The 22,477-nt window shown below is 70.1% G+C and carries 23 protein-coding genes; 11 read left to right on the top strand and 12 right to left on the bottom strand.

The window, feature by feature from the left end; genetic code table 11:
- Positions 1-72 precede the first annotated feature (72 nt).
- The 7 genes from NC595_RS01615 to NC595_RS01645 all read left to right on the top strand — a co-directional run bounded on the left by NC595_RS01615 (position 73) and on the right by NC595_RS01645 (position 6,956).
- On the top strand, positions 73-1,605 hold the full coding sequence (locus NC595_RS01615) for a tryptophan halogenase family protein (protein ID WP_253564432.1): 1,533 nt from the start codon (positions 73-75) through the stop codon (positions 1,603-1,605).
- 82 nt (positions 1,606-1,687) lie between these two features.
- Positions 1,688-3,178 carry a glucoamylase family protein gene (locus NC595_RS01620; protein ID WP_253564433.1) on the top strand — a complete coding sequence of 497 codons (1,491 nt, stop codon included), beginning with the start codon at positions 1,688-1,690 and terminating at the stop codon, positions 3,176-3,178.
- Positions 3,175-4,488, top strand: a complete 1,314-nt coding sequence (locus NC595_RS01625; protein ID WP_253564435.1) for a sugar ABC transporter substrate-binding protein — start codon at positions 3,175-3,177, stop codon at positions 4,486-4,488. Before NC595_RS01620 ends, NC595_RS01625 begins: the two co-directional genes overlap by 4 nt.
- On the top strand, positions 4,485-5,375 hold the full coding sequence (locus NC595_RS01630) for a carbohydrate ABC transporter permease (protein ID WP_253564436.1): 891 nt from the start codon (positions 4,485-4,487) through the stop codon (positions 5,373-5,375). Before NC595_RS01625 ends, NC595_RS01630 begins: the two co-directional genes overlap by 4 nt.
- Complete coding sequence (locus tag NC595_RS01635) at positions 5,372-6,193, top strand: carbohydrate ABC transporter permease (RefSeq protein ID WP_253564437.1); 822 nt, start codon at positions 5,372-5,374, stop codon at positions 6,191-6,193. The genes NC595_RS01630 and NC595_RS01635 overlap by 4 nt, the downstream gene beginning before the upstream one ends.
- Positions 6,190-6,432: a hypothetical protein gene (locus NC595_RS01640; protein WP_253564438.1), complete on the top strand. Its 243-nt coding sequence runs from the start codon at positions 6,190-6,192 to the stop codon at positions 6,430-6,432. Before NC595_RS01635 ends, NC595_RS01640 begins: the two co-directional genes overlap by 4 nt.
- Complete coding sequence (locus NC595_RS01645; protein ID WP_253564439.1) at positions 6,429-6,956, top strand: gluconokinase; 528 nt, start codon at positions 6,429-6,431, stop codon at positions 6,954-6,956. The genes NC595_RS01640 and NC595_RS01645 overlap by 4 nt, the downstream gene beginning before the upstream one ends.
- Here the strand turns inward: NC595_RS01645 and NC595_RS01650 are convergent.
- From NC595_RS01650 to NC595_RS01675, 6 genes are all read right to left on the bottom strand, one after another.
- A complete protein-coding gene (locus NC595_RS01650; RefSeq protein WP_253564440.1) occupies positions 6,953-7,786 on the bottom strand; it encodes a pirin family protein in 834 nt (277 codons plus the stop codon). The two genes, NC595_RS01645 and NC595_RS01650, sit on opposite strands and share 4 nt — an antisense overlap.
- A gap of 94 nt (positions 7,787-7,880) precedes the next feature.
- Positions 7,881-8,627, bottom strand: a complete 747-nt coding sequence (locus NC595_RS01655) for a DUF4336 domain-containing protein (RefSeq protein WP_253564441.1) — start codon at positions 8,625-8,627, stop codon at positions 7,881-7,883.
- 16 nt (positions 8,628-8,643) lie between these two features.
- A complete protein-coding gene (locus NC595_RS01660; RefSeq protein ID WP_253564442.1) occupies positions 8,644-9,324 on the bottom strand; it encodes a YecA/YgfB family protein in 681 nt (226 codons plus the stop codon).
- A gap of 5 nt (positions 9,325-9,329) precedes the next feature.
- Entirely contained in the window at positions 9,330-10,109 is a 780-nt protein-coding gene (xth, locus tag NC595_RS01665; RefSeq protein WP_253564444.1) for an exodeoxyribonuclease III, read from the bottom strand.
- 40 nt (positions 10,110-10,149) lie between these two features.
- Positions 10,150-11,757 carry a hypothetical protein gene (locus tag NC595_RS01670; protein ID WP_253564446.1) on the bottom strand — a complete coding sequence of 536 codons (1,608 nt, stop codon included), beginning with the start codon at positions 11,755-11,757 and terminating at the stop codon, positions 10,150-10,152.
- A 170-nt stretch (positions 11,758-11,927) separates the two neighbouring features.
- Positions 11,928-14,003, bottom strand: a complete 2,076-nt coding sequence (locus NC595_RS01675) for a M3 family metallopeptidase (RefSeq protein WP_253564448.1) — start codon at positions 14,001-14,003, stop codon at positions 11,928-11,930.
- 107 nt (positions 14,004-14,110) lie between these two features.
- Here NC595_RS01675 and NC595_RS20425 point away from each other — a divergent pair, with 107 nt between their 5' ends.
- From NC595_RS20425 to NC595_RS01695, 3 genes are all read left to right on the top strand, one after another.
- Complete coding sequence (locus NC595_RS20425) at positions 14,111-15,811, top strand: patatin-like phospholipase family protein (RefSeq protein ID WP_289623579.1); 1,701 nt, start codon at positions 14,111-14,113, stop codon at positions 15,809-15,811.
- Between the two features lie 95 nt (positions 15,812-15,906).
- Positions 15,907-16,443: a gamma carbonic anhydrase family protein gene (locus tag NC595_RS01690; protein ID WP_253564449.1), complete on the top strand. Its 537-nt coding sequence runs from the start codon at positions 15,907-15,909 to the stop codon at positions 16,441-16,443.
- A complete protein-coding gene (locus NC595_RS01695; RefSeq protein WP_253564450.1) occupies positions 16,440-16,769 on the top strand; it encodes a low molecular weight protein tyrosine phosphatase family protein in 330 nt (109 codons plus the stop codon). Before NC595_RS01690 ends, NC595_RS01695 begins: the two co-directional genes overlap by 4 nt.
- Here the strand turns inward: NC595_RS01695 and NC595_RS01700 are convergent.
- The 6 genes from NC595_RS01700 to NC595_RS01725 all read right to left on the bottom strand — a co-directional run bounded on the left by NC595_RS01700 (position 16,758) and on the right by NC595_RS01725 (position 22,049).
- Positions 16,758-17,294 carry a hypothetical protein gene (locus tag NC595_RS01700; protein ID WP_253564451.1) on the bottom strand — a complete coding sequence of 179 codons (537 nt, stop codon included), beginning with the start codon at positions 17,292-17,294 and terminating at the stop codon, positions 16,758-16,760. The two genes, NC595_RS01695 and NC595_RS01700, sit on opposite strands and share 12 nt — an antisense overlap.
- Before the next feature lie 79 nt (positions 17,295-17,373).
- Positions 17,374-18,345: an energy transducer TonB gene (locus tag NC595_RS01705; RefSeq protein WP_253564452.1), complete on the bottom strand. Its 972-nt coding sequence runs from the start codon at positions 18,343-18,345 to the stop codon at positions 17,374-17,376.
- A gap of 135 nt (positions 18,346-18,480) precedes the next feature.
- Positions 18,481-20,250, bottom strand: coding sequence for a peptide-N4-asparagine amidase (locus tag NC595_RS01710; protein ID WP_253564454.1), 1,770 nt, complete (start codon positions 20,248-20,250; stop codon positions 18,481-18,483).
- A 95-nt stretch (positions 20,251-20,345) separates the two neighbouring features.
- The gene (locus tag NC595_RS01715; RefSeq protein WP_253564455.1) at positions 20,346-20,597 is read right to left on the bottom strand and encodes a YkgJ family cysteine cluster protein; all 252 of its coding nucleotides are present in this window, start codon (positions 20,595-20,597) and stop codon (positions 20,346-20,348) included.
- Positions 20,598-20,605: 8 nt separating this feature from the next.
- Complete coding sequence (gene aroE, locus NC595_RS01720) at positions 20,606-21,427, bottom strand: shikimate dehydrogenase (protein WP_253564457.1); 822 nt, start codon at positions 21,425-21,427, stop codon at positions 20,606-20,608.
- Between the two features lie 64 nt (positions 21,428-21,491).
- A complete protein-coding gene (locus NC595_RS01725) occupies positions 21,492-22,049 on the bottom strand; it encodes a lipocalin family protein (protein ID WP_253564458.1) in 558 nt (185 codons plus the stop codon).
- Positions 22,050-22,202: 153 nt separating this feature from the next.
- Between NC595_RS01725 and NC595_RS01730 the strand changes: the two genes are divergently transcribed.
- On the top strand, positions 22,203-22,412 hold the full coding sequence (locus NC595_RS01730; protein WP_253564460.1) for a hypothetical protein: 210 nt from the start codon (positions 22,203-22,205) through the stop codon (positions 22,410-22,412).
- The last annotated feature ends 65 nt before the right edge of the window (positions 22,413-22,477 follow it).

Below are 22,477 nucleotides of genomic sequence, written 5' to 3' on the forward strand. Positions count from 1 at the left end.
GGCCGGACGGTCCGGCGTCGCACGGTTTCCCTGGACGCGGCGCAAGCCGCGTCGTTTTTTTCGAGACTTGGCATGAACGAGCAGGCCATCCGCAACATCGTGATCGTCGGCGGCGGCACCGCCGGCTGGATGGCCGCCGCGGCCTTTGCCCGGGTGCTTGGCCCCGCCTGCACGATCCGACTGGTGGAGTCCGAGGAGATCGGCACCGTCGGCGTGGGCGAAGCCACGGTCCCCCACCTGAAGCTGTTCAACAACCTGCTGGAGATCGACGAGACCGAGTTCGTCCGGCAGACCCAGGGCACCTTCAAGCTGGGTATCCAGTTCAACGACTGGGGCCGCATCGGCGACTCCTATATCCACGGCTTCGGCGAGCTGGGCCATGACCTGGGCCTGGTGCCGTTCCACCAATGCTGGGTCCGCGCGCGGCAACTCGGCTTCGCCGGCGACCTGGGCGACTACTCGATCAACACGCTGGCCGCGCCTCGCGGCCGGTTCATGGCATCTGCCAGCGACGTACCGCGCAACTCGCCGTTGGCGAACATCGCCTACGCCTATCATTTCGATTCCGGTCTCTATGCGCGCTTCCTGCGCCGCTATGCCGAGGCGCGTGGCGTACAGCGGACGGAAGGCAAGATCGCGCAAACCCGCCTGCGACCGGACAACGGCTTCGTCGAAACGGTGCTGATGGAGAACGGCGAGGCGATCGCCGGCGACCTGTTCATCGACTGCTCCGGCTTTCGCGGTCTGCTGATCGAACAGGCCCTGCATGCCGGATATGAAGACTGGACGCACTGGCTGCCCTGCGATCGCGCGCTGGCGGTGGGATGCGAGAAGGTCGGACCGCCCACCCCCTATACCCGCTCCACCGCACGCCTGGCCGGCTGGCAGTGGCGGATTCCGCTGCAGCACCGCACGGGCAACGGTTACGTGTATTCCAGCGCGCACGTCAGCGACGATGAGGCTGCCGCCACCCTGTTGGCGAACCTGGACGGCAAGGCATTGGGCGATCCCCGGCCGCTGCGCTTCACCACTGGCATGCGGCGCAAGTTCTGGGATCGCAACGTGGTTGCGCTCGGCCTGTCGAGCGGCTTCATGGAGCCGCTGGAGTCCACCAGCATCTACCTGATCCAGTCGGGCATCGCCAAACTGCTGAACCTGTTCCCGCGCCAGGGCATCAGCCAGGTGCTGGTCGACCGCTACAACGAGCAGTCACGCTTCGAGTTCGAACGCATCCGCGACTTCCTGATCCTGCACTACCACGCGACCCGGCGCGATGACACGCCGTTCTGGAACCAGTGCCGGACGATGGACATCCCGTCATCGCTGAAGGACAACATCGCCCTGTTCCGCGACAGCGGGCGATTCTTCCGCAACGCGGAGGAGATGTTCGCCCTGGTGAGCTGGGTGCAGGTGATGATCGGGCAGGGCATCGTTCCGCAGGCATGCCATCCCTTGGCCGACCTGATACCGCCAGAGGAGCTGCGCGCCTTCATGCAACACGTGCGACGCGTGATCGCCGACTGTGCCCAGGCCATGCCCGCGCATGAGGCCTTCATCGCGAAATACTGCGCCGCTCCGGTACCTGGTGCACCGATGCCCGCATAGGGCGTTCCGATGACGGTGCGCCCGGCTCCAACCGCCGGTATCGCGCGTCGCCCCTTCCTTTTTCAGACGAGACCGCTTCCTGATGCAGGCTGCAACGAAGAGAATTTCCAGGGTAAACGTTTTCGTCACCCCGTTCGCCGCTGCGCTGGTCCTGGCCACTGCGGCCGCCGGCGCGACCGGGCGCGCCACGCCGCCGATGAAGGCTGTCCACACCTTCCAGGACGCGTCGCCCGCCCAGCAGGCGATGATCGACGACCTGGAGCAGCGCACCTTCCGCTGGTTCTGGGACAGCGCCGATCCGGGCACCGGGCTGGTGCCGGACCACTACCCGGGCGAGTCGTTCTCCAGCATCGCCGCGGTGGGCTTCGGCCTGACCGCCTACGGCATCGGCGCGGAGCGCGGCTACATCACCCGCGACCAAGCCGTGCAGCGCACGCTGGCCACGCTGAAGTTCTTCCACGACGCGCCGCAGAACGCCAGTGAGGACGACGCAGCCGGCTACCACGGATTCTTCTACCACTTCCTCGACATGCGCACCGGCAAGCGCGAGGGGCGCTGGACCGAGCTGTCCAGCGTCGACACCACCCTGCTGCTCGGCGGCGTGCTGTTCGCGCAGTCCTACTACGACCGCGACACCCCGCAGGAACAGCAGATCCGCCAGCTCGCCGACGCCATCTACCGGGCGGTGGACTGGCCGTGGATGCAGGTGCGCTATCCGCTGATCTCGATGGGCTGGACCCCGGGCGGCAAGTTCATCCCCAGCGACTGGAAGGGTTACAACGAAGGCAAGCTGGTCTACCTGCTGGCGCTGGGCTCGCCGACCCACCCGGTCAAGCCGGACGCATGGAAGGCCTGGTGCTCCACCTACGACACCACCTGGGGGCGCTTCCACGGCGAAACCTTCCTCAACTTCGCACCGATGTTCGGCCACCAGTACACCGAATCGTGGGTGGACTTCCGCGGCATCCGCGACGACTGGAACCGCAAGCACAACCTCGACTACTTCGAGAACGGCCGCCGCGCCACCTACAGCCAGCGCAACTACGCCATCGCCAACCCCGGCGGCTGGACCGGCTACGGCAAGGACGTATGGGGCCTGACCGCCAGCAACGGCCCGGGCGGGTTCGTGGTGAAGAGTGCGCAGGGCGAAAAGAAGTTCCAGGGCTACACCGCGCGCGGCGCCGGGCTGGACTACATCTCCGACGACGGCACCATCGCGCCGACCGCAGCCGGCGGCTCGATCGCCTTCGCGCCGGAGATCGTGTTGCCGGCGCTGATGGCCATGAAGCAACGCTACGGCCAGTACATCTACGACCAGTACGGCTTCGTCGACGCCTTCAATCCCAGCTTTCATACCCAGACCGCGCTGCGTACGGGCAAACTGGTGCCCGACGTGGGTTGGGTCGACACCGAGCAGCTCGGTATCGACCAGGGCCCGATCCTGCTGATGATCGAGAACTGGCGCAGCGGCTTGGTGTGGAACGTGATGAAGAAAAACCCGTACATCCGCAAGGGCCTGGAGCGCGCCGGCTTCACCGGCGGCTGGCTGGCGGCGGAGCCGGCCACGCCGTGAAACGAGGCGCACGGCCCGCCCTGCGCCAGGCGCAGCGGGCCGTGCTGCGCGCCCTGGCCGTGTTCTGCGTGGCCGGCGCCCTGCTGACCGGCTGCCACGAGGAGACCGGCGGACGGCAGACCCTGACGTTCTGGACGTTCGGTCGCGAGGGCGAGGCGATGCAGGCGCTGCTGGCGCCGTTCGAACAGGCCCATCCGGGCATCCAGGTGCGCGTGCAGCAGCTGCCGCTCAGCGCCGCGCACCAGAAGCTGCTCACCGCCTATGCCGGTGGCTCGATGCCGGACCTGATGCAGCTGGGCAACACCTGGCTGCCGGAGATGGTGGCACTGGATGCGGTGGAGCCGCTGGACGCCCGCGTCGCCCATTCGACCGTCATCCAGCCGGCCGACTACTTCGACAGCATCTGGGCCACCAACCGCATCGACGGGCGGCTATACGGCGTGCCGTGGTACGTCGACACCCGCCTGCTGTTCTACCGCGTCGACCTGCTGCGCCAGGCCGGCTTCGACCATCCGCCGCGCACCTGGGCCGAGTGGCGGCAGATGCTTGCCGCGCTGAGCGATCCGGCCGAGCATCGCTACGGCATCCTGCTGCCGACCAACGAATACGAACAGCTGATGTCGCTCGCGCTGGAGCAACCCGACCCGCTGCTGCGCGACGGCAACCGCTACGGCAATTTCGAGAGCGCCGGCTTCAAGCGCGCGCTGAGCTTCTACGTCGACACCTTCCGCCTGCACCAGGCGCCGGCCATCAGCAACGTGGTGGCCGGCAACCCATGGGAGGAATTCGGTCGCGGTGTCTACGCGTTCTATTTTTCCGGTCCGTGGAACATCGGCGAGTTCCGCAGCCGCCTGCCGGCCAGCGCGCAGTCCACCTGGGACACCGCGCCCCTGCCCGGCCCCGACGGCCCGGGCACCGGGGCGGCCGGCGGCGCCAGTTTGGTGATCTTCCGCGGCTCGTCGCACAAGGAGGCAGCCTGGGCGCTGATCCAGTACCTGTCCGAGCCCGCCGTGCAACGGCGCTTCTACGAGCTGGTCGGCGACATGCCGCCGCGGCGCAGTGCCTGGGCCGGTGGCGCGCTGAGCCGTGACCCCAAGGCGCAGGCGTTCCGCGTCCAGCTCGAGCACGTCAAGCCGACCCCACCGGTGCCGGAGTGGGAGCGCATCGCCAACGAGATGCAGCTGGCCGCCGCCCGCGTGATCGCCGGCGAGCTGAGCGTCGACCAGGCCTGCGCCGCGCTGGACCAACGCGTGGACGCGATCCTGGAAAAGCGCCGCTGGGTGCTCGACCACCGCAAGGAGGGGCGATGAACCGGCAGCGCGTCGCCTGGCTGTTCCTGACCCCCGCGCTGATCGTGCTCGGCGTGTTCTTCCTGCTGCCGGTGCTCGGCGCGCTGGCGCTGAGTTTCACCGACTACGACCTGTACGCGCTGGCCGACCCGCACAACGTGCGCTTCGTCGGGCTGCACAACTACTGGGCGCTGCTGCACCGGCCGGTGTTCTGGGCCGCACTGGGACACACCGCCTACTTCGTCGCGGTGGGGGTGCCGCTGTCGATGGTGGTGTCGCTGGGCGCGGCACTGCTGCTCAATTCACCGCTGGCGAAGGCACGGGCGTTCTTCCGCACCGCGCTGTTCGCGCCGGTGGTGACCACGGTGGTGGCGGTGGCGATCGTCTGGCGCTACCTGTTCAACACCAAGTACGGCCTGGTCAATGCGCTGCTGGAGTGGCTCGGCCTGCATCCGGTGGACTGGCTGGGCGACCCGCACTGGGCGATGCCGACGATCATCCTGTTCGCGGTGTGGAAGAACTTCGGCTACAACATGATCATCTTCATGGCCGGGTTGCAGGCGATCCCCGCCGAGCTGTACGAGGCCGCCCGCATGGACGGCGCCACGCCGTGGCGGCAGTTGCGCCACATCACCCTGCCGCTTCTGCAGCCGACCCTGCTGATGGTGGCGATCCTCACCGTGTCGGGCTATTTCCAGCTGTTCGCCGAACCTTACGTGATCACCGAGGGCGGCCCGCTGCAGAGCACGGTGAGCGTGCTCTACCTGATGTACGACGAGGGTTTCACCTGGTGGAACCTGGGCTCGGCGTCGGCAGTGGCGTTCGTGCTGTTCATCGTGATGTTCGCGGTCACCGCGCTGATGCTGCGGCTGTCGCGACGCAGCCTGCGCGAGGGCGAACTGGCATGAGGCCCCGACTGGCCAGCTGGACGCTCAACGGCCTGCTGCTGGCCGGTAGCGCCGTGGCGCTGTTCCCGCTGGCGTGGATGCTCTCAGTGTCGTTCATGCACCCCGGCGACACCGGCAGCCTGCCGCCGCCGCTGCTGCCGGCCGATGCCACGCTGGCCAACTACCGCACGCTGTTCCTGCGGGTGGGCATCGGCGGCTACCTGGCCAACAGCCTGGCGGTATCGACCGCGATCACTGTGTTGTCGCTGGCGTTCAACCTGATGGCCGGCTACGCCTTCGCCAAACTGCGCTTCCGCGGCCGCACGGCAGTGTTCCGCGCATTGATCGGCGGCCTGGTGATCCCGGCCCAGGTGGCCATGCTGCCACTGTTCCTGCTGCTGAAGTACCTGGGCCTGGTGAACAGCTACGCAGGCGTGGTGCTGCCGGCGCTGGCCAGCGTGTTCGGCATTTTCCTGGTGCGCCAGTACGCCCGCGGCATTCCGCGCGAGCTGCTGGAGGCCGCGCGCATGGACGGCGCCGGCGAGGTACGGATCTTCGTGCAGATCGTGCTGCCGCTGCTCCGGCCGATCGTGGTGACGCTGGCGATCATCACCTTCCTCACCGCCTGGAACGATTTCATGTGGCCGCTGATCGTGCTGACCGGGCAGGACCACTACACGCTGCCGATCGGACTGGCCTCGCTGGCCCGCGAACACGCACGCGATACCGAACTGATGATGGCCGGCGCGGTCGTTACCGTACTGCCGGTGCTCGCGCTGTTTCTGGCGCTGCAACGCTATTACCTGCAAGGGCTGCTCCTGGGCAGCATGAAACGATGACCGAAAACCTCCCCCCGCTGCTGCCGCGACGCTATCGGCTGGCCTGGCTGCTGCTCTGGTTCGCCCTGCTGGGCGCGCTGGCGTGGTCGGCCGCACAACCGCATCACGCCTCGCCAGCGCCGGCCATCGGCGCACAGACGCACCGCCCCAAGGACGCGCACGGTGGCGCCGACGAGACGATCGACCGCCACCTGCGGATCGGCGGCGCACCCGGCGAGACCGCGTTCCGTCAGCGATGAGGGACGCAGCCCCGCTCGCGCTGGTGGTGATGGGCGTGTCCGGCAGCGGCAAGAGCCATGTCGGCGCAGCGCTGGCCGCGGCACTGGGCGCGCAATTCCTCGACGCCGACGATCTGCACCCGGAAGCCAATTTGCACAAAATGGCCGCCGGTACGCCGCTGGACGACTGCGACCGCATGCCATGGCTGGACGCCGTGGCCGCCTGGATCGGAGCGGGACGGGCCCGCGGCGAGGCCGGCGTGGTGGCCTGCTCGGCGCTGCGCCGACGCTATCGCGACCGACTGCGCGCCGCTGCACCCGACCTGGGCTTCGTCCATCTGGCGGTACCGCGCGATGAGCTGGCCCGGCGGATGCGCGAGCGTCGGCACTTCATGCCGCCGTCCCTGCTGGACAGCCAGCTCGCCACGCTGGAGCCGCCGGCGGCCGACGAGGACGCCTGCACCCTCGACGGCACCCGCCCCATGGACGAGAACATCGCGCGCGTCCGGGCCTGGCTGTCGACGCGCGCGGCGGCGAAGGGCTAGAACTTCCCGGCGCGGAAATCCGCGATCGCCTCGTGGATCTGCTCGGTGGTGTTCATCACGAACGGACCGTAGCGCGCCACCGGCTCCTTCAGCGGCTGGCCGGCGACCAGCAGCACGCGCGCTGCGCTGTCGCCACCGGCAATCGTCACCGACTCGCCGCGGGTCAGCACCGCCAGCTCGCTGCGCGCCAGCGACTCGCCGGCGACCTGCGCCGATGCGCCCTCGAACACATAGGCGAAGGCGCTGTGGCCTTCCGGAAGCGGCACGGTGATCGCGGCACCCGGCTGCACACTCACGTCGAGGTAGATCGGTGCGGTCGCCACTCCGCTGACCGGGCCGGTGGCGCCACCGAGCTCGCCGGCAACCACGCGCACCTCGACACCGGGCGCCGGCTGCACCACCGGGATGCGCTCGGGTGCGATGTCCTGGTAGCGCGGTGCGGTCATCTTGTCCTTCGCCGGCAGGTTCACCCACAGCTGGAAGCCCCACATCAGGCCGTTCTCCTGCTGCGGCATCTCCGAATGCAGGATGCCGCGGCCGGCGGTCATCCACTGCACGCTGCCGGGACCGAGATCACCCCGGTTGCCCTGGTTGTCGCCGTGCTGCATGTGGCCGGCCAGCATGTAGGTAACCGTCTCGAAGCCGCGGTGCGGGTGCTCGGGGAAGCCGGCGATGTAGTCGCCGGCCTGGTCGGAGCGGAACTCGTCCAGCAGCAGGAACGGGTCGAGCATGTCCAGCGCGGGCTGGCCGATGACGCGCTTGAGCTTCACGCCCGCGCCGTCGGCGGTGTCCATGCCGTGGATGCGGCGGAAGATGCGGCGCTCGGTCATGACGGACTCCATGCGGAAGGGGATCGCGACAAGATGCGCGCGGGCACGCGATTCGCCAAGGGTGGACCGGCGAACGGATCGTTTCGCCGGCGGCTCAAGCCAGCCAGCGGAAGGCGCGGCGCAGCTCTGCCTCGCCGTCCTGCAGATAGCAGCGGCCGTGCGCCAGGATCACCCGGCGTGGCCGCCACGCCAGCATCCGCTGCAGGCTGGCGCGGGCGATGCGCTTGCGGCCGACATAGGTCAGGCGCATGTCCACCGGCGCCTTGCCGTCGGGATCGAGCGAGCCGGCCAGGCGCACCAGCAGGCGCATCGCACGCGGCAAGCGGGACGGCTCGAAATTCTCGATCAGGTCGGTGAGGATCAGCGTGCCGCTGTCGCGGTGCAGGAACACGATCTCCTCCAGCACGCGGCTGCCGCGGAAATGCAGCTGGTCCAGCGTCGCGGCCCATTCCGGCGGTGGCGCGTCACCGAGCTCGGCATCGAACGCCACCGCGATGTGCTGTCCGGCGGCGCGCTCGCGCACGCCGGGCGAGGCCCACGCCACGGCATCGGGATAGCGCTGCTTCCACGCCGCGATGTGCGCGTAGTGCAGCCTGTTCGGCGATACCAAGTGACGCACCGGTCCCAACGCGTCGATCGCCGCGAACAGGCTGGCGTCCGGCGCGATCGGCGAGTGGCACCACAGCCCGCCATCGGCGAGCCGGACCACGGTCATGCGGGTGGGGAAGGGGATATGGCCGCCGGGGATGGCCATGCGGATCGCCGGACCATCCACCAGCCAGAGATCGGGGGCCACCGGCTTGAGGACGTTGAGCGGTTCGTACAGGCCGACCGAGATCACGCCCCGCCCCGAAACCTCAGTGCACCCAATGGCCGCTGCGCTGGCGCGGCGGAGTCGACGGCTCGTCCTCCTGCGCGACAGCCGTGCGGGCCATCGCCTCCAGCTCCGCCTCGGTGGCCGGATGCTCCTGCCAGTAGCGGCTGACCGCACCCAGCACGGCCGGCAGCTGCGCCAAGCACTCGTCGTACTCCTCGTCGCTGAGTTTCTCGAACTCGGCGTCGGCGTTGAGCACGCCCTCGTCCACCGCCAGCGCCATCACCGGGCCCAGCAGCTCCATCAGCGAGGGGTCGTCGGCCAGGCGCTTCTCCCACAGCGTGGCGCGCAGGTCGATGCCGCGGCTGAAGCCCTCGCACCAGCCGGCGGCGCTCAGCGCCGGGCCCATCTCCGTGTCGATCTCGCCGAGGATCGGCTCGTAGGCGTCCACGTCCAGCTCGGCCTCGATCGAGTCGTTGAGCTTGGCCAGCAGGGCCAGCACGCGGTTGCCCTCGTCCTCGTCGGCGAAGGGCTGGTGCAGCACCTCGGGCAGCCATTCCTCCGGGGTCACCAGGATCGGCCCCACCGCCAGCGCGGAGAGTAGGCCATGCACGCCGTCCAGCAGCAGATGGTCGCCTTCGGCGTGGGAGCGCAGGTAGCGGTCCAGTTCGTCCAGTTCGCTGTCGTCCAGCGAGCTGGGCCAGTCGTTCGATGCGTTGCTCATGCGTGTCAGATATCCAGGTCCAGCGTGACCGGCGTGTGGTCGGAAGGGCGCTCCCAGCGGCGCGGTTCGCGGTCGATCGCGGCGGCGCGCGCGCGCGGCTTGAGCGCCTCGCCGATCAGGATGAGGTCGATGCGCAGGCCCATGTTGCGCCGGAACGCCGCCTGCCGGTAGTCCCACCAGCTGAAGTGGCCGGCATCCTGCTCGAACAGGCGGAAGCTGTCGGTGAGGCCAAGGTCGGTGATCGCCTTCAGTGCGGCACGCTCGGGCGGCGAGCAGAGGATGTCCTCGCCCCAGGCCACCGGGTCGTAGACGTCGCGGTCGTCCGGGCAGATGTTGAAGTCGCCCAGCACCACGAGGTTCGGGTGACGTTCCAGCTCGCCGGCGAGGAACTCGCGCACGCGCGCCATCCAGTCAAGCTTGTAGGCGTATTTCTCGTCGCCCACCGCCTTGCCGTTGACCACGTACAGGTCGACCACGCGCAGCTCGCCGATGCTGGCGGCAAGGATGCGCCGCTGCGGGTCGTCCAGCCCGGGGATGTCGGTGACCACGTCGGCGAACTCGGGCTGGCCGTCCGTGCGGGCAAGCAGGGCGACGCCGTTGTAGGTCTTCTGGCCCGAATACACCGCGCGGTAACCGGCGGCGGCCAGCGCATCGACCGGGAACTTGGCGTCCTCCAGCTTGGTTTCCTGCAGCGCCACCACGTCCGGCTGCGCGTCGGCAAGCCATTGGGTGAGATGCGGCAGGCGCACGTTGAGCGAGTTGACGTTCCAGCTGGCGATCTTCATCCACGCATTGTAAGGGAGCCGCCCACGGGCCGCTTCGCGATCAGCCGGGCGGCGCCACCAGCCGCACCGGGGCCGGCGGGATCGGCAATGGAGTGGTGCAGTGCACGGGCGAATCGGCCGGCGCCGGCTGGCCATGCTCGGCCGCATAGCCAACCACAACCGGCTTGCCGGCGATGCACAGGGCACGCACTTGCCGCGCCAGCGCCAACGGGTCGGCCGCGGCCAGCGGTTCGCCGAGAATCGAGGCGACCCGCGCGCCGGCGTGCAGCGCGTGGCAACGCGGCAGCGGCTGGTCGAGGCGGAATCCGTCGGGGTTGTTCCAGAAGCTGACGGTACCGCCACAGTCCGCCGCCATCAGATGCATCATCACCTTGCCGAGATAGACCCGGCGGGTGCCGGCATCAAGCGTGGTGACCGGCTGCACCTGCACGCCCAGCGCCGTCCACGCCTGCTCGAGCTTCGGCGCGAAGGCGTCCGGCTCGGCCACCGCCTGTTCCAGCCGTTGCCGCACGGCCGGCGCCAGAGTGGGTGGCATCAGGTCCTGCCAGCGGTAGCCGTCGCGCGGATGCCGTGCACGCGACTGGCGCAGTGCACGCCACAAGCCGAAATAGCCGCGTGCCGGATCGGCGGGATCGGCCGCCACGGCCAGCGCCGACATCAACGCCGCGCCGCAGGCATAGGGCAGGACCCCGGGCTGCCGACGCTGCAGCGCCGTGGCCACGCTGGTGTCCGGCGGCAGCTGCAGCAGGCAGGTGTCATAGGACCGCGCCACGGCGTCCCAGATCGCCTGCCGCGACTGGCCCAGCACCGCGCCACCGGCAAAGATCTTGGCGAGGTCGGCGCCACCTTCCTTGGCCAGCAGCGCCTCGCCCTCGGGCGAACCCAGCGCCGGACCGCTGTTCCAGCTGTGGAACAGCTCGTGGGCGACGAAGCGGGTGAGCTGGTCGGCACTGTCCGGGTCGACCTGGCTCCAGCCATCGCCGAACAGGCCGAGGGTGATCGAGGCGGGCAGGTGATCGCCCTTGAAGCCGCGCGCGCCACGCGGCAGCGGTCGGTTGAAGACGAACAGCATCGATACCCGCGCCGGACCCATCGACTGCGTGTACCGATGGACGAGCGCCGGCACCTCGCGGGTGATGCGCTGACGCACCCAGGCCGGCGTGCCGCGGTCGCTCACCAGCATCAGCGCGCCATGGTGCAGCACCTGCGGGTGGCCGAACGCGACGTAGCCCTCGGGCCTGGCCATGTCGGTGGCCAGCGGGGTGGACTGCGCATGGCCGTAGCCGATCACCCGCTGTGCCGACGAAGGCACCCAGCGTGGACACAGTTCGATCGGGCTGTCCGACGCTGCGAGGAGCATGGGCGCATACACCGCCACCGTGCCGTCGGCGAAGCGCAGCCAGGGCGCATACCCGCGGTCCTCGATCGGTGCGTCCCCATGCACGTCCATACGCAGGTGCAGCACGCGTTCGTCAGGCCGTGTCCCCACCAGCTTGGTTTCGTCGATCCGTGCCGAACCATCCGGCGAGGTCCACAGCGTGCCGCGCCGGTAGGGCGACAGATCGCGCAGCGCCAGCGTGTCCACGCCCCGGGGCAGGGTAACGGTGGCTTCCACCGCCTGGGCCCTGGCGTCGTAGCGCACCGTCACGGGAACGCATGCGGCGTGGGCCTGCACAGCGTGAGACGCCACTGTCGCCATCAAGGCCGTCAACACGCGTTTCATCGTCGGGCATCCTTGTCGAATCGGTCGTCCATTGAAGAGGGCGCGCACGCACGCGCGCACACCCCAGAGGTCACGCGAGCACCGTGACGTTCGACTCAGTCGATCAGGCCATGGCTGCGCAGCAGCGCGTCGGGCTCGGGCTTGCGGCCGCGGAAGGCGACGAAGCTCTCCAACGCCGGGCGGCTGGCGCCGACAGCGAGGATCTCCTGGCGGAAGCGCGCGCCGGTGGCCGGATCGATCACGCTGCCGCCCGCCTTTGCGGCCTCCTCGAAGGCGCCGAAGGCATCGGCGCTGAGCAGTTCCGCCCACAGGTAGCTGTAGTAACCCGCCGCGTAGCCGCCGGCGAAGATGTGGCTGAAGGCGTGCGGGAAACGCTGCCAGGCCGGCGGGTGCAGCACCGCCACCTCCTTGCGCGCCTGCTCGAGTACGGCCATCGGCCGCGCGCCCTGGGCGGGGTCGTAGTCGCGGTGCAGCAGGAAGTCGAACAGCGCGAATTCGAGCTGGCGCACCAGGAACAGGCCGGCGTGGAAATGCCGTGCGGCGAGCATGCGCCGGAACAGCTCCTCCGGCAGCGTCTCGCCGGTCTGCCAGTGGCGTGCGAATAGGTCCAGCGCCTCGCGGTTCCAGCCGAAGTTCTCCATGAACTGGCTGGGCAGTTCCACCGCGTCCCATTCCACCCCGTCGATGCCGCCGATCGAGGGTAGGTCCACCTCGGTCAGCAGGTGGTGCAGGCCGTGGCCGAACTCATGGAACAGGGTGAGCACGTCGTCGTGGGTGAGCAGGGCGGGCTTGCCCTCGGTGGGCGGCGCGAAATTGCAGGTGAGGAAGGCCACCGGCAGCTGCTTCGCCGTGCCGTCGTCGAAGCGGGCGCGGCACACGTCCATCCACGCACCGCCGCGCTTGCCGCTGCGCGCGTACAGGTCGACGTAGGCGCCGGCGAACACCCGGCCGTCGGCGTCGACCACGTCGAAATAGCGCACGTCCGGATGCCACACGTCGACGTCGTTGCGCGCGGCCAGGGTGATGCCGTACAGCTTGCGGGTGATCGCCCACAGGCCGTCGATCACCGCCGGCAGCGGGAAGTACGGCTTGAGCTGCTCCTCGTCGAGGTCGAAGTTCTTCTGGCGCAGCTTTTCCGAGGCGTAAGGCACGTCCCAGGGCTCGAGGTTGTCGAGCTTGAGCTCACGGCTGGCGAAGTCGCGCAGCGTGTCGAGCTCCCGGCGCGCGACCGGCTTGGCGCGCGCGGCGAGATCGCGCAGGAAGGCCAGCACCTCGTCGGTGGACCCGGCCATCTTGGTCGCCAGCGACTCCTCCGCCGCGTTGGCGAAGCCGAGCAGCTGCGCAGCCTCGTGGCGCAGCGCCATGATCCGGTCGATGCGCGCGGAGTTGTCGTACTTGCCGGCGTCCGGCCCCTGGTCCGAGGCGCGGGTCTGGTAGGCCCAGTACACGCGCTCGCGCAGGTCGCGGTTGTCGGCGTAGGTCAGCACCGCCTGCACGCTGGGCTGCTTGAGCGTCACCAGGAAGCCCTCCAGCTCCTGTTCCTTCGCGTACTGGCGCAGCACGGCGCGGCCGGACTCGGGCACGCCGGCCAGGTCGCGCTCGTCGGTGATGTGCTGGTGCCACGCATCGGTGGCGTCGAGCACGGCGTTGGAGAACTCGGTGCCGAGCCTGGACAGCGCCACGCCGATCTCGCGGAAGCGGCTGCGCGCCGGCTCCTCCAGCGCCACGCCGGAGAGGCGGAAGTCGCGCAGCGCATGCTCGACCAGCGCCCGCTTCGCGCGCGGCAGGCTGGCGAACTCCGGCGCGTCGGCCAGCGCCTGCACGGCGGCGTAGAGGTCGCGGTTCTGGCCCAGCTCCAGTGCGTGATCGGTGAGCTTTTCCTCGGCAGGACCGTAGGCTTCGCGCAACGCTGGCGTGTCGGCCACCGAGTGCAGGTGGCCGACCGGGGCCCACGCCCGCACCAGTCGCTGCTCCAGCCGCTCCTGGCCGAGCATCACGGTGTCGAAATCGCGCGGCGCGTCCGGCGCGGTCATCGCGGCGATGGCGGCGCGGTAATCGGCCAGCAGCGCATCGACCGCCGGGCCCACGTGCTCGGGGCGGATCGCCGAGAAGGCCGGCAGCGGCGCGTTGGACAGCAGGGGGTTGCCGGTGGGGGCGGTATCGGAAGCCATGGGATCTCCTACGTGGTGGTCCAGCGTGGCGACCGCCGGGGGTGAAATCAAGCGGCGGCGCGGGCTGCGGCACCGTGCTGTCACATTCGCCGCCTAGCATCGTCCGGATGTCCCGCGCCCCTGCCGACCTGCTGCTGGAGCATCCGTTGTTCGGCCGCCTGGATGCGACGACGCGGCGGGCGCTGGGGGCCGCCATGGTGCGACTCGGCCTACCGGGCGGACGCCCCCTGTTCAAGGCCGGCGAGCCGGCCGACGCGCTCTATCTGGTGGCCAGTGGCAGCCTCGGCGTATTCGACGGGCCGACCCACCTGGTGCGGCAACTCGGCGCCGGCATGAGCGTCGGCGAAGCCAGCCTGCTCGGCGACGGCAAGCGTCATCGCACCGTGCGCGCCCTGCGCGACAGCGAACTGCTGCGGCTGGATCGCCCCACCTTCGAGGCCCTGCTGCATCACCATCCGGAACTGCTGCTGCAGCTGGCGCGCGACACGGTGGCGCGGATGCAGCCGCGGGTGCGCGAGGAACAGGCCACCGATTCGCCGCGCACCTTCGCGCTGGTGGCGGCCGATGCCGGGGTACCGGCACGCACCCTGGCCATGCAGCTGGCACGCGAACTGGAAGCACTCGGCAACGCCGTGGTGCTCGATGCCCAGCAGGGTCGCGACCGCAGCGCCGACTGGTTCGCCGAACGTGAAGCCCGCGCCCGGTTCGTCATCTATCTGGACGAGTCGAAGGACCCGGCCTGGCGGCGACGCTGCCTGCGCCAGGCCGACGTGCTGCTGCCGACCGCCCGCGCCAACGACGTGGCCCGCCCCTGGCCGGACCTGACCCATCCGGCTGCCGCGAGGCACCGACCACGGCATCTGTTGCTGATCCACCCCGGACACCGGGTCGCACTGGGCAGTGCCGACCGCTGGCGCGCCGTGTTCAGCGGCGAGCTGATGCACCACCACGTTTGCCGCGCTGCCGACATGGCGCGGGTGGCGCGCCTGGTCAGCGGTCACGGCCGCGGGCTGGTGCTGGCCGGCGGCGGCGCGCGCGGACTGGCCCACCTGGGCGCGCTGCGGGCGCTCGCCGAGGCCGGCCACCGCTTCGATGCGATCGGCGGCAGCAGCATCGGCGCCATCGTCGGCGCCGGCGTGGCCGCGGGCTGGACCATCGACGAATGGCAGGCCCGTTGCGTGGACGCGTTCCTGCGCGGGCGACTGCTGTCGGACTGGACCGTGCCGCTGGTGGCCTTGACCCGCGGCGCGCGCGCCACGCGCACCCTGCGCGGCACATTTGGCGCGCTGGCAATCGAGGACCTGCCGGTGCCGTTCTTCGCCACCGCCACCAGTCTGTCCGGCGCCGGCCCGCGGGTGCTGCGGCAGGGACCGCTGTGGTTGGCGCTGCGCGCGTCCAGCGCGATCCCCGGCGTGCTGCCGCCGGTGCTGCAGGGCGGCGAGGTGCTGGTGGACGGCGCCCTGGCGAACAACCTGCCGACCGACGTGATGGCGGCCGACGGGCTGGCACACATCACCGCGCTGGACATCCGCGCCGAGATCACCCTGCGTGCCGGCGTGGACGAGGCGGTCACCCCGCCCTGGTGGCGCGTGCTGCTTGAGCGCGACCGCCGTCCGGGACTGGTATCCAGCCTGGTGCGCGCGGGCATGGTCAGCGGCGAGGCGGCGGCGCTGGAACGCCGGGCGCTGGCCCACCGGCTGGTCACGCCCGCGCTCGACCGCGTCGGCGTGCTCGACTGGAAGGACTGGCGGCGGGCGGTGGAAGCGGGCTACCGGGCGACGGTGGAGGTGCTGGAGAGCGAGAAGTGAGGGAAGAGGAGTGAGGAGTGAGAGAGAGCCAAAGCGTGGGGGAGCCGCTTTTCTCTCACTCCTCACTCCTCTTCCCTCACTCCTAGAATGCTCCCATGAGCATCCGCACCTACCAGCACCACACCCCCACCCTCGGCCAGCGCGTCTACGTCGATCCGGCGGCCACCGTGATCGGCCGCGTCGAGCTGGCCGACGACGTGTCGATCTGGCCCGGCGCGGTGCTGCGCGGGGACGTGCACTTCATCCGCGTGGGCGCGCGCAGCAACGTGCAGGACGGCGCCGTCGTGCACGTCACCCACGACGGCCCGTATTCGCCCGGCGGCTTTCCCACGGTGATCGGCGAGGGCGTTACCGTCGGCCACGGCGCAGTGATCCACGCCTGCACGATCGGGGATTACTGCCTGGTCGGCATGCACGCCACCGTGCTCGACGGCGCGGTGGTGAAGAAATACGGCTTCGTCGGCGCCGGCAGCCTGATCCCGCCGGGCAAGGTGGTCGGCGAGCGCGAGCTGTGGCTGGGCAACCCGGCCCGCTGCGTTCGCCTGCTCAGCGACAGGCAGATCGAGCAGCTGCACTACTCCGCCGACCACTACGTGCGGATCAAGGACGGTTACCTGGCCGAGGCCGGATGACGCCGCGGCGCGTGCTGTTCCTGTGCAGCCGGCACCGGCTGCGCAGCCCCACCGCGGCAGCGGTGTTTGCCGGCCGGTCCGGACTGGAGGTCGACTCGGCCGGCCTTGCCGACGACGCGGACACGCCGCTGGATGCCGAACAGCTGGACTGGGCCGACCTCGTCGTGGTGATGGAGGCGCAACATGCGCGCCGCCTGCACCAACGCTTCGGGCCCCGGCTCAAGGGCAAGCGCGTGGTCACGCTCGACATACCCGACGACTATGATTTCATGCAGCCCGAGCTGGTCGCGCTGCTGGAACGCCGCGTCGCGCCACTACTGCGCTGAGCCGCCGCTGGAGCTGGCCGTCGCGGCCTCCGCCTTCGCCCGGATCGCCGCGGCGCGGGCCTCGTCCTCACGCACCACGATCGCGCGCTGCGCGTCGAGCTTGCCCGCCAGCAGCTGCACGGTGAAGTTGTTGTTGTCCACCTCGCGCAGCAGGCGCAGCTCGCGCGCCGCTTCGTCCAGTTGGCGACCGTTGATCGCCTGCTCGACCGCCTCGGTCGCCTGCGGCAGGTGGTCGGCCAGGTTCTGGTGCGCGGTGGCGTTGGCCGGGTCGAGCTCGAGCACGCTCAGGTAGAACTCGTAGGCATTGGCACCGGCCGGGGCGATCAGGCGGTGGTCCTTGAGCGCCTCGTCGGCCAGGTTGAGCAGGATGCCGACGCCATCGTTGTTCGAACCACCGGCGCTGTCTACGCTGGACGAATCGCTGCCGCCATGCGATGTACCGCACGCCGCGAGCATGGCCGCGAGGGCAAGCAAAGCGGCGCGGCGCGGAATCTCCCGGCACGCGGCCGGTATCAGGGGCTGCATGGATATCACTCTCGGTCGGGGGAGCCAGGCATGGTGCGGGGCACGCATGTCATCGCCGTGACGATGGTGCGGGTTTGCGTTACAGGCGGAAGTCCAGCCGCTGGTGCAGGTCCATCGCGATCGGCCGGCCGTCGCGCGTCGCCGGCTTGAAGGTCCAGCGGCGCACCGCGGTGGTCGCGGCCAGGTCGAACATGCTGCCCGGCTCGGCCTGCAGCACGCGTACCGCGTCCACCCGCCCGTCGGGCAGCACGGTGAAGGCCAGCTCCACCCACCCTTGGCGGCGGGCCCGACGCGCGGCCTGGGGATAGTACGGCTCCACCCGGCGCAGCAGCACCGGCGGGGTCACGCGGGGCGCCGGTGCCGCCGCGGGCTTCGGCGATGGCGCGATCCGGGCGACCGGCGGCGGCACGGGCATCGTCGACGCGGGCGAACGGCTTTCCGGTACGGGCACCGCTGCAACGGTTGGCGCCGGCGGCTCGCGTCGTGGCGCCGGCACCGCGGCGGAAGGACTGTTTGCCGTTGTCGCGGCAGCGGCCGTCGCGGCGAGCTGTGCCTCCTGCGCGGCGAGCTGGTTGCGCAGCAGGGTCAACGTGTAGTTGGCCGGGTCGGCGCGAGCGAGCAGGTCGAGCTCGCGCTTCGCCTCGTCGGTATGGCCGTCGCGGATCGTCGCCGCCACATGGTCCGCCGCATACGGAAACAGTTCACGCAGGGCATCGTCGGCGACCCCGCGCGAAGACGGCTGGGCGCGCAGGACCAGGTAACGCTCGAATGCGTTGTCGCCGACCGGGGCCAGCAGGTGCTGCGCGGCGACATCGGCGCGCGCCGCGCGCAGCAGCGCATCCGGCGGTAGCGCCTCGGCCGGACGTGCCACGGAGCCGGCAGCGGCGCTGGTCACCGGGGATGGCGGCAGCGAGGCATCGCGATGGATGCGCTGCCACCACGCGTGAACGAACACGCCGGCCAGCACCAGCAGCAGCACGACCACGGCGAGGGCCGGACGGGTGACGCCGCGCTGGCTGCGACGCCGCGCGGGAATGGAAGATCGGAACATGGGCTGACCGGGGATCGTCGGCACCGGCAGGCATACCGGCGGCGCGCAGGGTAGTCAGGCGATGTTGCGATCGCGTGGCGACTTGCCATCGAGCGGGAGTGCCGCTGCCGTGCGCGCACGACAGCGGCGATATGGCTACCAGCCCAGCAAGGCGCTTCCGCTGACCGGCGAGCCATCCGGACGGGTGAACCAGTAGACGTGGTTCTGGCCGTCCGGGCAGCCCACCCCGGTGGCTTCGTCGGTGACTACGCCGTCGGTGCTGGCCACGTCCGTGCGGTAACAGCCGCCGAGCGAGTCGCGGAAGGCGAAGCTCTGCGCGTTCTGCTGCCCGTTGTGTCCGGTCACGTTGAAGCTGCCGTCGAAGTCCAGCGTGTCGCCGGCATCCACCGTGTTGCTGACGTGCGCGGCGTACAGCGTGCGCCCGGCGAACTCGCGGCGGATGTCGTTGGTGTAACCCTGATGCACCTGGGTCGCCATGACGTAACCGCCATCGCTCGTGGGATCGAAGCTGTAGTCGACGTGCAGCGGGTAGCGGAGCCGTTCGTGGTACTCGGCGACGAGGTGGCGACCGATGCGGTGGCGGCTGACGCCATCCACCGAGGTGAGCTGGTCGGTGACCTGGCGATAGGTGCTGGCGTCGATGGTGAAGCTCTGCGTGTCGGTGAAGGCCACGGTCTGATCCACCGTGCTGTCCACCCGCCCGTGCGAGGTGATGGCGTATCCCGCGATCACGTAATGGCGGCTGAGACGGGTGGTGATGGCACCGCTCACGTTGCCGTCCGTGTCGGTCGCCAGCGTGTCGCCGATGGTGGGCGTCGGTGCCTGTCCGGCCAGGGTGTTGCGGAGCAGTCCGCCGCGGACCCGGCGCAAGTGCGGATCCTGGTAGAGCAACAGCGTGGCGCTGGCCAGGAAATAGTGGTTGGCGCCGGCGACATTCACCGCCACGGTGTGCGGGTTGCCGTCGCTGAGCAGCCCGGCGAATGGCGTGAGGTCGACCCGGTAGGGCATGAAGTTGAGCGTCTGCACGCCCGGCGTCGGCCGCCACAGGTAGGGATCGATGCCGCCGGTGTAGATCCATGGATACACCGGAGCCACGCCGGCCGGCTGCCCGTCGATGCTGACCTCCGCCTCGCGGAAGTTGCCGCCGCCGCACTCCTGCACTTCGGCCGCGTAGCTGTCGGGTACGCAGGTGTACCAGAACTCGTCGCTGCTCTGGCTCTGCGCGATGACGTCCAGATAGGCGCGATCGATGTTGGTCGGCAAGGTCAGCGTCTTCGACAGCGGGCTGTCGGAGGTGTCCAGCAGGGTGGCGTTGCCGACGGCGTCGCTGCCGAGCGGCAGCACGCTGTCGGGCGTGAGGGCCCCCGGAGCCCGCAGCGAGGCCGGATAGAACAACAGACGCGCGCTGCCGTGGATCACGCCTGTGTAGGTGCCGTTGACCACGTTGCCCAGCACCGCGCGGCCAGTGCCGGCCTGACGGAGCAGGGCGCTGTAGTCGGTCAGGTCGCGCTCCACGTGCCAGCTCGGCGAGACCGTGGACGAAGGCTCCTGGGTGGTGCCGTAGTAGAGGTTCACCCCACCCAGCCAGAGCTGCGCAGTGCGGTCGAACTGACGTCCGGCGGTGACGGAAAAATCGGCCTCCAGCACCACCTTGGCCCAGTGTGTGCCGCAGCCGCCGGGCGGCGCATAGCTGTACGGGTGGTCGCTGAAATCGACGAAGCTGTCGCCGCTGAACAAGGTCACCACGCACGGTGTGCCGGGCGGTCGCGGTACCGTCGGATCGGCGACCGTGACATTGGTCGAACCTACCGCGCTGGCGTCGGCCACGCATGGTCCGGCGATCGACAACGCACCCAGCAGCCCGCACAACCACGGACCGCACTTCGAATATCCCCTCGGCAGCATGCGCGTACTCCCTTCGTCATGATGCCCCCTGTGAGGCGCACGCTAGCACGGACCTGCCGCGCAAGAATTCGCGCTTCGCGGATGAAGCGCGGGGCTCAGCGCGTCGCCGCTTCCAGCCGGGTCAGCCAGCGCATGGCGTGGTCGCGATCGTCGCCACACATCGCCGGTTCCGGGCGCAGGCTGGCGCAGACGGCCGGGCGTTCTGGCCGGCCGAACAGCCGGCAGCGGTTGGCCTCGTCCAGCTGCACGCAGCGCACGCCGGCCGGCTTGCCGTTTGGCATGCCGGGGATCGGCGAGCTGATCGACGGGGCGATGCAGCACGCGCCGCAGCCGGCGCGGCAGTCCATCGGGCGGCTCAGCCGCGCAGCATGGCGTAGACCGGATCGGTGTCCGGACGATGCCCATGCCACAGCTCGAACGCGTCGGCTGCGGTCTCCACCAGCATGCCCAGCCCGTCGAAGGCGAACAGCGCGCCGGCGCTCTTCGCCCAGGCGAGGAAGGCGATCGCCGCAGTGCCGTAGCTGAGGTCGTAACAGAGCGCGCGCGCGCCGACCAGCGCGGTGGGCAGCTCCAGCGACTTGCCCAGCACCCCGGCCGAGGTGGCGTTGAGGATCAGGTTGTAGCTGCCGATATCGGCGAGGTCTTCCCAGTAGCGGGTGTGGACGCGATCCGGCTCGCCGATGGCGTCGGCCAGCGCATCGGCCGGCGCCGGGCTGCGGTTGACGATGGTCAGGCTCTGCACCCCCGCATCGAGCAGCGACCACGCCACGCCGCGCGCCGCGCCGCCGGCGCCGAGCAGCAGCGCATCGTGGCCGCGCAGGTCGACGCGGTGGCGGTCGGCGAGGTCGCGCACCAGGCCGGCGCCATCGGTGTTGTGGGCGGCCAGCCGGCCGTCCTCCAGCCGGGTCAGCACGTTGGCGGTACCGGCGCGGTGCGCCGCCTCGCTGGCGGTGTCGGCCAGCGCCAGTGCGGCGGCCTTGTGCGGCAGGGTGACGTTGGCGCCGTGGCCGCGGTCGGCGAAAAACGCGTGCACGGCCTCCGGGAAATCCGCCGGGGCCGCGTCGATGGTGCGGTAGTCGACGGTGAGGCCGAACTGCCGCCCGAACGCCTCGTGGATGCGCGGCGACAGCGAATGGCCGATCGGATGGCCGAACACGGCGTAGCGGCGGTCGGTCATGGCGGGTCCTTCGATGGAAGCGGGCGTCGATTCTAACCGGGCCGCGGCGGCGTTCCGACCCGGCTCAGGGCGTGTCGAAGCCCGGCTGGCCGAAGTCTTCCGGCTTCTGCGGCACCTTGCGCACCTCCTCGACCGGGAAGCCCTGTGCCTTCGCCACATCGAGCAGGCGGCGGTACTCGGCCTCCGGCAGCTGCCGCTCGCGCGCCATGATCCACATGAGCTTGCGCGAGGGCAGGCCGACCAGCACCGAGTGGTAGTCCGGCGACAGGTCGACGATCACGTAGTCGGAGCGCAGCGGCCATACCAGCTGCACTTTCCAATGCGCCGCGTTGGACGGATCCGGCAACCATGCCTTGCCGCCCCAGGTTTTTTCCGGCGCGTCGAAGCCCTTGCGGTAGTGGTAGGTGACGGCAATGGTGCCGTCCGGCTTGAGCCGATACTCGTCGGCGGTGGCGACGTCGCCGCGCTCGGCGAAGTAGGGCACGTGGGCGATGACGTACCAGGTGCCCATGTAGCGCTGCAGGTCGACCGAATGCGCTTCGCGCAGCGGCGGCTGGCTGGCGCAGCCACCGAGCAGGGCGATGCCGAGCAGGAGGGCGAGCGAGTGGGAGTGGCGTTGCATGGGGAGCCTCGCTTGGGGATCGGGAATCGCTCAGAGGTACGGCCTGCCATGCCGAACCGATGCACGCTCCCGGCGGTTGCCGTCAGCCATCGCAGCCGCTGAGACGGCCCCAACGGAAGCTCGCCGGCAACCGTTCGGCCACCGGAGTCCGCCATGTCCCGCCTGTCCACCGCACGCCTCGTCGCTCCCTCGTTCACGCAGTACGCCGCCGCGATCGCCCTGTGCTGGCTGCTGGTCGGTGCCTTCGCCCTGACGCTGACGCCGCTGCCGGCGAGAACCGCCGGGGCGGGGTGGTCGCCCTTGTTCTGGCTGGTGCTGGCGCCGGCCTGCACGCTGGCCGGGTTGCGTCTGCGCCGGGGCTGAACCCACCGCGGTCCCCGCGCCGGGGGCGTGCTTCTGTGCTACAAGACGCGCTCGCTTGAACGTCG

It is taken from the genome of Dyella lutea (assembly GCF_024158035.1).
In the GTDB taxonomy this organism is placed as follows: Bacteria; Pseudomonadota; Gammaproteobacteria; order Xanthomonadales; family Rhodanobacteraceae; genus Dyella_A; species Dyella_A lutea.